Source organism: Echinicola strongylocentroti (assembly GCF_003260975.1).
Taxonomy (GTDB): Bacteria; Bacteroidota; Bacteroidia; order Cytophagales; family Cyclobacteriaceae; genus Echinicola; species Echinicola strongylocentroti.
On record NZ_CP030041.1, the window covers coordinates 2,056,622 to 2,071,553 of the forward strand.

General features: G+C 45.6%; 7 protein-coding genes. 6 read left to right on the plus strand and 1 reads right to left on the minus strand.

The window, feature by feature from the left end:
- Positions 1-42 precede the first annotated feature (42 nt).
- The 3 genes from DN752_RS07915 (at position 43) to frr (ending at position 1,922) form a co-directional block, all read left to right on the plus strand.
- Complete coding sequence (locus DN752_RS07915; RefSeq protein WP_112783443.1) at positions 43-537, plus strand: acetyl-CoA carboxylase biotin carboxyl carrier protein subunit; 495 nt, start codon at positions 43-45, stop codon at positions 535-537.
- 101 nt (positions 538-638) lie between these two features.
- Entirely contained in the window at positions 639-1,349 is a 711-nt protein-coding gene (gene pyrH / locus DN752_RS07920; protein WP_112783444.1) for a UMP kinase, read from the plus strand.
- 12 nt (positions 1,350-1,361) lie between these two features.
- On the plus strand, positions 1,362-1,922 hold the full coding sequence (frr, locus tag DN752_RS07925; protein ID WP_112783445.1) for a ribosome recycling factor: 561 nt from the start codon (positions 1,362-1,364) through the stop codon (positions 1,920-1,922).
- A 342-nt stretch (positions 1,923-2,264) separates the two neighbouring features.
- Here frr and DN752_RS07930 read toward each other — a convergent pair whose 3' ends face one another.
- Positions 2,265-4,907, minus strand: a complete 2,643-nt coding sequence (locus tag DN752_RS07930) for a DUF5686 family protein (protein WP_112783446.1) — start codon at positions 4,905-4,907, stop codon at positions 2,265-2,267.
- A gap of 1,327 nt (positions 4,908-6,234) precedes the next feature.
- Between DN752_RS07930 and DN752_RS07935 the strand changes: the two genes are divergently transcribed.
- The 3 genes from DN752_RS07935 to DN752_RS07945 all read left to right on the plus strand — a co-directional run bounded on the left by DN752_RS07935 (position 6,235) and on the right by DN752_RS07945 (position 14,923).
- Positions 6,235-9,429, plus strand: a complete 3,195-nt coding sequence (locus tag DN752_RS07935; protein ID WP_112783447.1) for a SusC/RagA family TonB-linked outer membrane protein — start codon at positions 6,235-6,237, stop codon at positions 9,427-9,429.
- A gap of 19 nt (positions 9,430-9,448) precedes the next feature.
- A complete protein-coding gene (locus DN752_RS07940; protein WP_112786461.1) occupies positions 9,449-11,311 on the plus strand; it encodes a RagB/SusD family nutrient uptake outer membrane protein in 1,863 nt (620 codons plus the stop codon).
- A 270-nt stretch (positions 11,312-11,581) separates the two neighbouring features.
- Positions 11,582-14,923: a VCBS repeat-containing protein gene (locus tag DN752_RS07945; protein WP_112783448.1), complete on the plus strand. Its 3,342-nt coding sequence runs from the start codon at positions 11,582-11,584 to the stop codon at positions 14,921-14,923.
- Positions 14,924-14,932 lie beyond the last annotated feature (9 nt).

Genomic DNA, 14,932 nt, shown 5'->3' on the forward strand with positions numbered 1-14,932 from the left:
CAATTAAAGATAAATTGTATATTTAACGACAAAACAGCACAAATGTACTCAGTTACTGTAAACGAAAAAAACTTTAGTATTGAGCAGGATGGTGGAGACTTTTTGATTAACGGAACCGCCATGGACTGGGAAGTAACCCCAATAGATAACCGTCATTTTCACATTATCAAAGGTCGCAAATCCTACCAAGTGGAACTGGTAAAAATGGACTTGAGCCAAAAAGAACTGACGCTCAAAATCAATAACAAATCCGCTAACATAAAAATCAAGGATAAATTTGACCTATTATTGGAAAAACTGGGCATGAACGGCAAAGCAAATTCCAAGTTGACTTCGGTCAACGCACCAATGCCCGGCTTGATCCTTGAAATCAACGTCCAAGAAGGCGATAAGGTCAAAAATGGCCAACCAGTAATGATCTTGGAAGCCATGAAAATGGAGAACATCATCAAATCACCTGGCGATGGAACGGTAAAAAAAATACACGTTTCGACAGGGGACAGTGTAGAAAAAAAACAAGTCTTGATACAATTTTAGAATCGATCGTTTAGTTTTCTGCTCTCAAGAATTTATATTTGTCGAGTTTATCTATTCATCAATAAATCAATAATTGGCAGGCTAGCTAACCAACTTTACTTATGAAATACAAACGAATTCTGCTCAAACTCAGCGGTGAGGCTTTGATGGGGCCCAATGGCTACGGCATTGACTCCAATAAACTAAAGCAATACACCCAGGAAATCAAAAAAGTGAAAGAACTGGGCGTCGAACTCGCCATTGTCATCGGAGGCGGAAACATTTTTAGGGGTGTCCAAGGCGAAAAAGTCGGCATCGACCGCGTACAGGGCGATTACATGGGAATGCTTGCCACACTGATCAACGCCATGGCCCTCCAGAGCTCCTTGGAACAAAACGACATGTACACCAGACTCATGTCAGGAATCAAAATCGAAAGTGTCTGTGAGCCTTTTATCCGTAGAAGGGCCATCCGTCACTTGGAAAAAGGTAGAATTGTGATTTTCGGAGCCGGAATCGGCAATCCTTACTTCACCACGGATTCCACGGCCAGCCTTAGAGCAATAGAGATCGAAGCTGAAGTAGTCCTCAAAGGAACCCGTGTGGACGGTGTATATACTGCCGATCCAGAAAAAGACAAAAATGCGGAACGGTATACCAATATCTCCTTCCAAGAAGTCTATGAGAAAAACCTGAACGTCATGGACATGACGGCATTTACACTCTGTCAGGAAAACAACCTGCCCATTATTGTGTTTGACATGAACAAGGCCGGTAACCTGGAAGATTTGGTAAAAGGAGAAGAAGTTGGTACTTTAATTACCTCAAATTAAGTAAACATAAAGATGGAAGAGATACAGTTAGAACTCGAGGCAGCTAAGGAACAGATGCAAAAAGCTGTCGATCATACCGCCAATGAACTCCTCAAAATCAGAGCTGGAAAAGCCATGCCCAACTTAGTGGATGGCATTATGGTGGATTATTACGGAGCCCCTACGCCCCTTCAGCAAGTGGCTTCGGTCAATACTCCCGATGCCAGGACATTGGCCATCAAACCTTGGGAGAAAAACCTCATCGGTGAAATAGAAAAAGCCATCATCAACTCTGACCTGGGTCTTGCCCCTCAGAATAATGGTGAAATCGTTATCCTTACCATTCCACCACTTACTGAAGAGCGCAGAAAAGATTTGGTAAAGTACGCCAAAAACGAATGCGAAAACGGCAAAATCAGTATCCGAAGTGCCCGGAAAGAGACCAATGACTCTCTGAAAAAACTCCAAAAAGAAGGCGCTTCTGAAGATGATGTCAAAAGAGCAGAAGACAAAGTCCAAAAATTAACGGACGACTACTCTGCCAAAATCGACACCCTATTCGATAAAAAAGAAGCAGATATCATGAAGGTTTAACCCGGATTATGCATTAGGAATCGTAGTGAGAGCTGAAATTGCAAGAAAATCAGTTAGTTTGGAGGCATTAGCGTAGCACCGCTACGGTTATGCCGAAAACTAAAGTGAAACGGCTGATTTTGAAGCAGTTTAAGGTCGCAACAGATAGGCTAATGCATATTCCGGGTTTAATCTACAGCCTTTACATTACAAAAGCAGGCCACAGCTACACGGGTATTTTATCCGTGTAGCTGTGGCCTGCTTTCTTTTCTCGTGGCTTCGGCAGTTAAGTATTTTGACAGTCACCTACTGTCTGTTACTGAGCCGACTCCCCCATCACCAACGATTACCCTCTATCATCCCCTACTCTTCAAAATCCACATTGATAAACGTCGCGATCCCCAGTCGCACACCTCCATGAGAATACTCACCATTTTCAAATCCTGCCCCCACTTCCACTCGGAATATGCGAAATAAATTGTCCAAGGAGTAGCCCACTTCCCAATAGTGCGGTGAATTCGCTGTCTTTAGGTAATTGAAAAACACATTTTCCCTGACGCCCGAAAAACGCAGCATCGGCAACTGGGTCAGCAGGAACTTCCTGAACTGATAATGCACAATGCCGCTAACATAACTGCCTTTGGTACTGAACTTATAGTAATCCAAAAACCGATAATTGCTCACCGTACCCATATTGCTAAAAATGGTCCTATTACCGCCAAAATGCTCAAAATCCGTAAAGTAAACCTGGTCATCATTCAGAAATGTCCCAGCCCTCACATTAAAGTCCAAGTCCCCGCTGACCCCAAACTCAAAGCTATGCTTCACTCCTAGCTCCAACTGGTCAAAATCCGCGCTCCCTTCCCCAAGTCCCACATTGGCAATTCCCTTATGATAGCTCAAACTCACTTGGGGAGCGGTATTGCCCAAGGGGTATTTCGTCCCATTGCGAACATAATACTTTAGCCCTGGGCGCCAGTGAAATACTGCGTCTAACAGTAAGGATTCGTTTGATTGAAAGGCGGTCTCGTCTGCCTCGATATTTTCAGGGACATTGGAAGTATACTCCCTACCCGACTTATTGTAAAAACTATAATTGGATTGATTCGTCAGCATTCCCCGGTCAGCATAGGTCAGTGACAATTTATAGGAAAACGCATCCTTGGGACGGTGGTCCATGTAGAGCTTCACAAATTGCTGATCATATAACTTCATGTAGTTTTTCCTCAACAATAAAGAATACGCTGCATTGACCAATTCATTGATGGGCTTGTCACCATTAAACTGGTAAATGTATTTTCCTGCTGTCAAGCCATACAGAAACCTGGCCCGATCTTGCTTCCAGGATTTTTGAAAATCCAAGGTTCCGTACCACTGCTTACTGGAAAATCCGTAACGCACCTCCGGACTTATCTTCCAATTGCTTATGCGCTTAGAAGCACTGTCCATCCGCGTCACTTGATAATCTCCCCCTAAACCAAACTTGAACCCTTCCACTGTATTAAAGGACAACTTGGTGAAATTGGCATCAAAGCCTGCAAACCTGCCACCTCCAAAGTGATAGGTCCCCCCTCCGAGGATATCCAGAGGATTGAAGGGTTTTTTGGCCTTATCGGCAATGGAATCCACCTCACTTTTTTTGGCCTCATCCACCATGGCCAAGCTATCATCCCGGTGGTAGCCGCTGATTTCCTTTTCGGTGAGTTTTACCGGGCGGATACTGTCCCAATAAGCTTTGCTGCGCTCATGGGCCATGGAGTCCACCTTATGATTCCTGACCACGGCCACATCAGCATCTTTTCGTTGCTTCTCCTGTTCCTTTTCGTATTGGTTGATCATCTTACGAAAGTCCTTCCGGGACATTTTATCGGCATCGGTGATCTGCTCCTGAGCCGGTTCCTTCCGCTCAAAAGCCTCCACTTCTTCAGGAATCTCCTCTACGTTTTCATCCAAAATCTCCGTCTCTGCCACCAAGTCTGGATTAAGCGTTATTTGATAGTCCCTAGTAGAAGCGAGGTATTTGTAGTGCCCCTTAAAACCAAAAAAACTACCTCCAAAAGTATACACATGTGTCAACGGCATCCACACTTTTTCCTCCACGGGCGCATACTGCTGCGTCACTCCCACGTCAAAGCCCATGATGGACGTTTTCAGCTTTAGGCTATGAATGGCCCATAGATCTTCGATAATATAAATATGCCCTTCAAAGACCTGTTCTCCCCGGGAGCGGGGTGTCACCCGGACCTTATTGATCAATACGCCGTTTTCGAAAAAAGTACCCTCATGCCGAAACCGATAATAGGAAAAGGCATACTTGCTCAGCGGCGAGACCACATCATTGATCTTATCCTGATAAAAAGACGCTCCGATGTAGGGTGCGGGATCTGTCTGGTTACTTTCTCCAGAAGCGCGAATGCTGATCACTTTTTCGCTCAGCTCGTTGGGCTGTTTGAAGGTAATTTCCGACACAGACTCCGAGGTATAGGCTTCATTGAGCGAAATCCCTTCCTCTTTCAGCTTTTTCTTCAAGAAAAATGGGGCATCAGTCAGCTCGCCGGTCCCTTTGATGTACACTTTCATGGTATATTCAGCCACTTGCAGTCGATGGTACTTAGCCTTGGCAATGGCCTTTCTCATCACCGTCAGCGCAGGATCTTCTGCACCTCCCTTTACTTCCACTTCGTCCATGGCATAGGTCTGGGAGGTCAAGGTCACCTCCAGCTGCACCCAACCATCCTTCACTTCCACTGTTCGCTGCTGGGTTTCGTAGCCCAAGTGCCTGATGATAATATCATAATGCCCCGGAGCCAATGCGTATTCAAATACCCCGTTTTGGTTGGTCGGAATGCCATCATTGAGGTTCCTCACAAACACCGAAGCATAGGCCACGGACTCTCCAGCCTCATCTACGACCTTTCCCCGGATGCCCTGCCCCAATACGGACCCCAATAGCCCAAGATTAACTATCGTAAAAATGAACAAACCACTTTTTAAAAAACCATCCATAAGAACACTGTAGATTTTTACAAGGAGAAATTAAGCAATTAAATCGAAACTCCTTCAAATACGGCCCATCTCTTGACATAGTTTAACAAAAAGGTAAGGGACAAGTCGGAGCGGGTAGAACACAGATTTACCTCAGCGCAACAGTGTGGTGCATACCTGGCATTAAACAATAATCCGAGTGGGTGAATAATTATGTTTATTTGACTCCCCTGTCTTTTCCAAATTTAGATAAAGAATCAGCGCAAATCATAATCATCTGCGTCATCAGCGTTCCATCAGAATCCATCTCGGATCAAGCAATATTTCTGGGAAGAATAAATTTCGACACACTTTCTTGAAATCGTTCCCTATCGATTATTGGAATATTTGATTATACGCTTTCTTGCCAGTAGTTTTTATTTCTCGCGGAACGCACAGAAAACCCAGAATAAAACAACGCTTTTCTGAGATTTCTGTGGTTTCTGTGAGGACCTATTTCATATCGCTGTGATTACTGGTATCATTGCGGATATACGTATTGGAATAAATCGCTATTGGTGTGTAATGGGTTTTAGCGTGAATTTATAAGCGCTAGGAAGATAATTGCTGCTAAAACAATGAGATTATTTTGATGTTTACCATGGGCGTTGACCATGGCTACGGATGTTACGCCCTTTCAGGGCTTTTTATGCTACTTGGCTATTCCAATTTAAGAGAAAAATCAGCGCAAATCATAATCATCTGCGTCATCAGCGTTCCATCAGCTCCCAGCTTTTCGGCTTGATCCAATTTCACAACAGAACGAAAAAAGTACAGGCATAAAAAAAGCTTCCTAAGAAGCCTCCAAATAAAGAACGGACAGCTATCAGCTGCCAATTCTTTCCTTTTATTTAAACCTTACGCATTAAATATAAGTCCATGTCCTAAGAAAACAAAATTTCCCAAACAGTAATTGGAGAAACGTACAGCGCGCCCAGCCCGATTACCCCGCTTCTCCTCAGTCTTTCATTCTAGATAAATGGTGTTCTTGTAAAAGATCCAACATTAAAAAAACAATACCCAAAGCGGTTTGGAACAGCACTTCAACCAACTAATAAAATAATATTTGTCACATAAACACTTTTAACAAATATTAACACAACAACCGATTTCGAACAATTATTCTTTAATGCATCAACCGCCCAATTAAAAATAATATAACAAAACAGCCAATTTCTACAAAATGCAATAACAACACGAGAGGTCTTGGCATTTCTAAATATTGCAAATCTCTAAATAAACATCCATTTTAGTAAAATGCTCCTATGGAGTAAAATCGATTTTAAAACCTTTATTAACAAAAACCCACATGACTCAAACTTTACGAAAGTTAAGAGTCCTCTTGCTATTTATGATTTTTACTGCCGGATGGCAGACGATAGCATTTGGACAGAGCAGAGAAGTGACAGGAAATATCATTTCTTCCGAAGACAAACTACCTTTACCAGGCGTTTCTGTATTGGTACAAGGCACCACTAAAGGCGCGATCACCGATCTGGACGGTAATTTCATCATCAACCTTAATGAAGGCGAAGATGTGCTTACCTTTTCCTTTATCGGATTTGAAACCAAAACTGTGGCCGTCGGCAACCAAAGCGAAATCTCCGTCATCCTCTCTCCTGACATGCAATCACTCGAAGAAGTGATAGTAGTAGGTTATGGTGAACAAAAGAAAGAAACCGTCACTGGTGCGGTAGCTGCAGTAAAAGGCACCGAATTGGCCAAATCCCCCTCTACCAATATCTCCAACTCCATCGCAGGACGTATGCCGGGTGTGGTAGCGGTAAACCGCAGTGGGGAACCGGGCAATGATGGATCAGGTATCCGAATTCGGGGTTCAAACACCTTGGGTAATAACGATGCCCTTATCGTAATTGACGGAATTCCTGCCAGGGCTGGTGGTTTCGAACGTCTCAACCCCAACGACATCGAAAGTATCTCGGTACTTAAAGATGCCTCCGCAGCCATTTATGGTTCCAGGGCAGCAAACGGGGTGATTTTGGTCACCACCAAGCGAGGCCGATCCGGAAAGCCAGAACTTTCCTATCAGTTTAATCAAGGATGGGCACAACCTACTGTCATCCCAGACTTGGCAAATGCCGCTCAGTACACCCAAATGCTAAATGACCTTAGCGTTTATGAGTTACCCGCCAATGAATGGGCAGCAGCAGATGATGCCTACAAAACATCCGGAGTCTACGTCCGCCCTAACGGCCAAGAAAGAGCAGCTCCATTCTCTCCAGAGGACATCGCGGCGTATAGAGCGGGAGGAGATCCCTGGAATTACCCCAATACCGATTGGTACGATGCCACCTTAAAAGAATGGTCCCCGCAGTCAAAACACAACCTTCAATTGATCGGAGGAAGTGAAAACGTAAAATACTTGGCCTCCCTTGGTTACCAAAACCAAGATGCCTATTATAAAAATTCTGCCACTGGGTATAAGCAGTATGACCTGAGAATCAACCTTGACGCCAAGATCAATGATTATGTCAGCCTAAAACTGGGCGTTCTGGGTAGAGAGGAATTCCGGTTCTATCCTACCAGAGGTGCTGGTGCCATCTTCCGGATGCAGATGCGGGGCAAGCCCCATCAACCTGCCTTCTGGCCCAATGGGCTCCCAGGCCCCGATATCGAAAACGGTGAAAACCCCGTAGTCATCACCACCAATGCCACTGGCTACGACCAAGACAAAAGAGACTACTTCCAGTCCAATGGCGAACTGACCATCAAAATCCCCGGAGTAGAGGGATTGAAGTTCATAGGTACTGCTGCGGTGGATAAGCTATCCAGAGACATTAAAAGATGGGAGACCCCTTGGACACTTTATGAGCGAGGCACGGGCTTCGAAGATGATGGCGTGACTCCTGTTCTCGTACCAAGTCAAAGAGGCCCAGCCGACCCTAGACTCAGGCAAGAGCATTTTAACCAACTGAACATCCTGCTTGGAGGCGTCTTTTCGTATGAAAAAACCTTCAACGAAGATCATAAACTAAACATCCTCGCCGGCACCAACCGTGAAACCGAAGAAGGAGATGACTTTTTTGCCTTCCGCAGGTACTATCTCTCTACGACAATCGATCAATTATTTGCAGGTGGCGAACTGGAAAAGGACAATGGTGGCGATGCTTACGAAAGAGCAAGGCTCAATTATTTCGGACGGGTAGCTTATAACTACAAAGAGAAATATTTGGCCGAATTCCTCTGGAGATACGATGCCTCCTACATCTTCCCTGAAGACACCCGATTTGGCTTCTTCCCAGGCGTCATGCTGGGATGGGTTGCTTCCGAGGAAGACTTCTTTAAAAATGCCATTCCTGGACTTGAATTCTTCAAAATCCGTGGTAGCTGGGGCCAGATGGGAAATGACCAAGTCTATTACGACACCAACGGAGACGGCACACAGACTTTACAGGAATATCAATTCCTTTCCACCTACCTATTTGATAGCTATATCATAAATGGTGTAGAGACCAAAACGCTTTACGAAAGCCGAGTACCCAACCCAGCCATTACTTGGGAAATTGCGAACAATGCCAATATCGGGATAGAAGGGCAACTACTGGACGGAAAGATTTTCTTCGAATTTGATTATTTCTATAACAAACGTACCAATATCCTCTGGAGGAAAAATGCCTCAGTACCTGAGACAACAGGCATCACCCTTCCTGCTGAAAACATCGGTGAAGTGGCCAACTCCGGTTTTGATGCTTTGATGGGCTATCGCGGAAGAACCAACGGAGGCTTTAACTACAGCGTCAGCGTAAATGGTGGCTATGCCAAAAACAAAATCCTCTTCTGGGATGAGCCGCCTGGGGCGCCTGAATGGCAGCTATCTACCGGCAAACCGATGAACACTTTCTTGGTGTACCAATATGACGGCGTGTTTCCTGACCAGCAGTCTATCGATAACGAAGAACTGGATTATTCTTCGATCACGAATGAACTCCGTCCTGGGGACATGAAATATGTAGATTATGACAATGACGGCGCCATCACACCTGATGATCGGGTACGGATGGACCAAAACAACATCCCGTTGTTTCAAGGTGGTATGAACATCACGGCTTCCTATAAAAACTTCGACCTGTCCATCCTCTTACAGGGAGCTTTTGGTGCCAGACAATATATAAGTGCTGGAGAATCCGGAAATATTGGTAATTACCTGCTGGACATCTATGAAAACCGCTGGACAGTGGACAACCCAAGCAGCGAACACCCACGAATCGCCAACAGAAGCGACCAGTATTACTCCAATGGCAACACCTATTGGTTTAGGCAAGCTGATTACATCCGATTGAAAAACTTTGAGATCGGCTATACCCTTCCACTGGAGATCGGAGAAAAGGTAGGGCTTAAAAACCTCCGGGTATTTGCCAATGGTCTGAACTTGTTCAACATCATGAACAAGCTGGAAGTAATGGACCCTGAGTCTTCCAACTCAACCGGTCAATACTACCCGCAGGCTAGAGTGATCAACACCGGTCTATCTGTTACCTTTTAATTCCTAAACTGACATGAAAATGAATAAATTCAAAAACATAACCTATTTATGTATCTTCACAGTCGGCCTATGGATCTTATCCAGCTGTAATGCTGACTTTGTCAATACAGTCCCCTTGGAAGAGGTGAATTCAGAGGATGTATGGTCAGATCCTGCCCTTGCTGAAGCGGCAGTAACTGGCGCATATGCCGGTCTGGGCCAGGGTGGTTTTGATGAGCAAATGCTCGCTTCTCTTACCGATGAAGCGATCTTCACCCACCCAGGAAGGGACATCACCGTCATTACCGAATCCAGGTCCAATCCCGCCGCTCCGGGCTGGATCAACAACACCCTCGAGTGGGGCAATATGTACAGCTATATCAGGGCATGTAATGTAGCCATCGAAAACCTCTCCGAACCGTTGATTGCTGATCAGGACCTTGTGGACCGCTTGATGGGAGAGGCCAAGTTTATGCGCGCCTATTACAGCCACCAGCTATTGCGCTATTACGGCGCTTTCCCTATCGTGGACAGGGCTTATGAACTGGGCGAAGATTCTTATGAAATACCGAGAAACACTTGGGAAGAATGTATTGATTTCATTATTGGAGACCTAGATGAAGCAGCTGCTTTAATGGAAGGCAAATCTATGGATGAAGGCAGGGCAAGCCGAATGGCCGCACTGGCACTGAAATCCAGGATACTGCTCTATGCCGCCAGTGACCTGCACGATATCCCTACGGCTTCCAGTCAATCCAGCTTGATTTCCGGTTATGCCAATCCCGAATACTTGGGCTACACTTCCGGCGATCGCATGTCCAGATGGCAAAGGGCAAAAGACGCGGCCAAAGTAGTGTTGGACAATGACCAAGGCAACTTGCTCAATCTCTCCGCACCTGTTTCCCACGAGGAAGGCATCCAGAACTACATGAACAATTCCCTTTCTAAAAACGGTGGCGAAGAAGAGTTGATCTTTGCGAGATACTTTATCAACGCCAAGCAGGAAAATGGTGGCCGACAAGGGCTATTCAATGGGCCAAATGGATATAACAACTGGGCAGGAAACACACCCATCCAGCATTTCGTGGACGACTATGAGATGATGGACGGTACGGAGTTTGACTGGGACAATCCAGCACATGCCGAAGCTCCTTACGAAAACAGAGACGCTCGTTTCTACGCTTCCCTGCTCTACGACGGTGCCCAATGGAAACCTCGGTCTTCAGCCAATCAGTCCAAAGACCCTCTGGGACAAATCCAGACCGGTCAATATGAAATCATGCAAAATGGCTCGGTAGAAACACACTTTGGATTGGACACACGTAATAGTTCTATCGAAGACTGGAACGGTTCTTACACCGGCTACTATATCAGAAAATTCACCAATCCGGATCCTGCCATCGTAGACCAAAACACCTGGCAAGAGATCCCTTGGCCTTTCCTCCGCTATACCGAAGCCGTGCTGAACTATGTAGAAGCCTGTATCGAACTCGGTCAGGAAGAAGAAGCCCGCACTTGGCTAAACAGGATTCGCTACAGGGTGGGCATGCCGGCTATCAACGACTCCGGTGAAGCCTTGATGGACCGCTACAGAAATGAACGACGCATCGAGATGGCCTACGAAGAACAGCGCTACCATGACTGTCGCCGCTGGATGATCCCCGAAGAAACACTGGGAAGAAAAGCCAACGGCATCAATATCGTGGGAGAGTTCAAACCCGGCGAAAGCCTGAGCCTCTATCGCTATGATACCGAAATTTATGATTACAGCTATCAAGTCACGCCAATTGACCCAGGTAAGGAAAACCGCCAGTGGTTGGATAAAATGTACTTCTTGCCGATTCACCAAAACGAGATGAACAGAAACGCCCAACTCGTGCAGAATCCAGGATATACCGAATAACCCTAACCTATTGTTTTTTTCATCTAAAAGAATCTATACCATTGCTTTGGATGGTATAGATTCTTTTTATATTTAAACTTGGAATATGCATTAGCCTATCTATTGCTACCTTAAACTGCCTCAAAATCAGCCGTTTCACTTTAGTTTTCGGCATAACCGTAGCGGTGCTACGCTAATGCCTCCAAATTAACTGATTTTCTTGCAATTTCAGCTCTCACTACGATTCCTAACGCATAATCCCGGTTAAACCCAAAACCCAACAATACCTGTATGCTAAAACTCTACCCTAAGTTGGCTTGTCTTGGTTTGCTGTGCAGTCTGCTCATGAGATGTAGTCAGCCAGAAGAAAGTAAAGCACCAGCCACACAAAAACCAACGCTATTCACCCTTCTCCCCTCCTCCCAGACGCAAATCACCTTCAAAAACCAACTCACTGAAGGACTGAACACCAACGTCCTGATGTACGAATACTTTTACAATGGCGGTGGAGTGGCCATTGGCGATGTGAACGGAGATGGTCTGGACGACATCTATTTTACCGGTAATATGATTGCCAATAAACTTTTCCTGAACAAGGGACAAATGAAGTTTGTAGATATTACGGCCGCAGCTGGCACTGCAGGGAGGAACGGCCCCTGGAAAACAGGCGTCACCATGGCGGATGTAAACGGAGATGGCAAACTGGACATCTATGTCTGCTACTCCGGCAACTTACGACCGGAAAAACGAAAAAATGAATTGTATATCAATGAGGGCAATGATGAAAACGGTATTCCAAAATTCTCTGAGCAAGCAGAAAAATTCGGAATTGCCGGCACCTCCACCAGTACACAAGGTATCTTCTTTGACTATGACATAGATGGTGACCTGGACCTGTTTCTCCTCAACCACAACCATAAATCGCTTCCCATTTTGGATGAAGCCAGTACCGCTGCTATCTTAAAGGAAAAAGATCCTGCAGGTTCACAACTTTTCAGAAATGACAAGGGAATATTCACGGAAGTAACGGAAGCCGCTGGCATTCAAAACTCCGCACTTTCCTATGGCCTTGGTGCCGGAACCGCCGACATCAACGGTGACGGCTGGACAGACCTATACATCTGTAACGACTACACAGCACCCGATTACCTGTACATCAATAACCAAGATGGCACATTCACCGACCGCATCGGCAGCAGCATGGGCCATACCTCCCACTTTTCGATGGGCAATGATGTGGCTGACATAAACAATGATGGGTTACCAGACCTATTTACTTTGGACATGCTTCCCGAGAGCAATGAGCGGCAAAAACTCCTCATGGCTCCGGACAATTATGAGAAGTTTGACCTAAAAGTAAATCTCGGCTTCCACCACCAATACATGCGAAACATGCTGCAGGTCAACAACGGCAACAGCACTTTCAGTGAAATCGGTCAGCTATCGGGGATTTCCAATACAGACTGGAGCTGGTCGGCCCAATTTGCTGATTTTGACAATGACGGCTGGAAGGACCTCTACATCACCAATGGCTACTTGCGTGATTATACCAACATGGACTTCCTGAAATTTATGGGCGACTATGTCCAAAACAATGATGGCAATATCAGACGTCAAAATGTACTGGACCTGGTCAAGCAAATCCCCTCTTCCAACCTCCACAACTACATGTTCCAAAACAATGGAAACTTAACTTTCGAGAAGGTAAGCAAGGATTGGGGGCTGGATTATTCATCCAACAGCAACGGAGCAGCTTATGCCGACCTTGACAATGACGGTGATCTGGACTTGGTGGTGAACAACATCAATTTGGAAGCTTTCATCTTCGAAAACCAAGCCAACCAGCAGCTTTCCAATAGTTATCTAAAGATCAAGCTGAATGGAGAAGAAGCGAACAAATTCGGATTGGGCACTAAGGTAACACTATACGATGAAGGAAAGAGCCTCTTTCAAGAACAGATGCCCGCCAGGGGCTACCAATCCAGTGTTTCTCCTGTGCTGCATTTTGGGCTGGGAGAGACGGAATTTATCGATTCCCTTCAGGTAAAATGGCTGGGAGGGAAAGCCCAAACTCTCCGAAACATCACCACCAATCAACTGATCACACTTAACGAGGCCGAAGCCGAAAATCAGGACCTCGGTAAAGAACTGCCGGTACCACTTTTCAAAGAAACCACCACTCCTTTTTCCGTTGAGTTTACCAAAAACCAACTTAATGACTTCAAACGGCAGCCCCTGATCGTGAATCCACTTTCCTTTGAGAGTCCTTCCTTGGCCAAAGCAGATGTCAACGGTGATGGATTAGAGGATATTTTTGTAGGCGCAGGGACTGGCGACATCTCCAAGCTCTTTATCCAACAGAAAAACGGGCAATTTATCGCAAAAGGAACGGGGGAGTTTGCCTTGGATAAAGCAAGCGAAGACAGCTACGCTGCGTTTGCGGATGTCAATGCTGATGGATTTCCGGATTTGTATGTTTGCAGTGGCGGATATGGTAATTATATGCCTGCTGACACCAAACTTCAGGACCGTCTTTACCTTAACGATGGAAACGGAAACTTCACCAAATCCTCAGCTTCATTACCTGAAATGCTGACCAGTACCAGTTGCGTCACTTTCTTGGATATCAATGGTGATCAAGCACTGGATATTTTTGTGGGAGGCAGAACAGTGCCCGGAAACTATCCAAAAATCCCTCGTAGTTATCTACTTATCAATGACGGCAATGGAGCCTTCACCGATCAAACCAACGATGTGGCTCCTTCATTGGTCTATCCGGGCATGATCACAGATGCCACAATGGCTGATCTTAACCTCGATGGCAAACCTGAACTACTTACCGTCGGAGAGTGGATGCCCGTTCAGGTGTACTCCATAGATCAAGGAAAATTAGAAGAGGTGACCAGTGAATATTTTGACAAGCCATACACCGGATGGTGGAACACCATTCACGTGGATGACCTAAATGGTGATCAAAAGCCCGATCTCGTATTAGGAAATCAAGGAACCAACACACAAATCCATGCCAGCGACAATGAACCCGCCAGCCTAATCTATAAGGATTTTGACCAAAATGGCTCCTTGGATCCGATTCTATGCTGTTATATCCAAGGAGAAAACTACCCTTACGTCACCCGGGACGAATTACTGGATCAAATGGCGAAAATGCGCACGCGCTTTCCCGACTATAAGAGTTTTGCCAGTGCTAAAATCGAAGACATCTTCACCGATGAGGAGCTTAAGAACAGTAAAAAACTCACTGCAAACCACTTGGCAACAGCTCTCTTTCTGAGCACTGGGTCGCAAAAGTTTTCCTTGGCCAAGTTACCCACCCAAGCTCAAAACAGCCCCGTGATGGCCATCGCCAGCGGAGACATGGACAGCGACGGAAACAAGGACATTCTCCTCTGTGGCAATATTGACAATGCCCGGTTACGGTTTGGAAAATATGATGCCAATTATGGACTTTTGCTTAAAGGCGATGGAAAAGGTAACTTTATTAGCCTTCCCCAATCATTATCTGGGTTTAGCCTAAAAGGCGATGTGCGCAGCATCCTTCAGTATGGCGATCGGTGGCTTTTCGGCATTAACCAAAAAGGCATCGTAGCCTATGCGGCCACCCAAAACCACTAACATGAATCA

What these genes read in the sequence shown, in the direction of transcription:
- frr (WP_112783445.1), top strand. Translation starts at nt 1,362, where the DNA reads ATGGAAGAGATACAGTTAGAACTCGAGGCAGCTAAGGAACAGATGCAA.
- DN752_RS07940 (WP_112786461.1), top strand. Translation starts at nt 9,449, where the DNA reads ATGAATAAATTCAAAAACATAACCTATTTATGTATCTTCACAGTCGGC.
- DN752_RS07945 (WP_112783448.1), top strand. Translation starts at nt 11,582, where the DNA reads ATGCTAAAACTCTACCCTAAGTTGGCTTGTCTTGGTTTGCTGTGCAGT.
- DN752_RS07930 (WP_112783446.1), bottom strand. Translation starts at nt 4,907, where the DNA reads ATGGATGGTTTTTTAAAAAGTGGTTTGTTCATTTTTACGATAGTTAAT.
- pyrH (WP_112783444.1), top strand. Translation starts at nt 639, where the DNA reads ATGAAATACAAACGAATTCTGCTCAAACTCAGCGGTGAGGCTTTGATG.
- DN752_RS07915 (WP_112783443.1), top strand. Translation starts at nt 43, where the DNA reads ATGTACTCAGTTACTGTAAACGAAAAAAACTTTAGTATTGAGCAGGAT.
- DN752_RS07935 (WP_112783447.1), top strand. Translation starts at nt 6,235, where the DNA reads ATGACTCAAACTTTACGAAAGTTAAGAGTCCTCTTGCTATTTATGATT.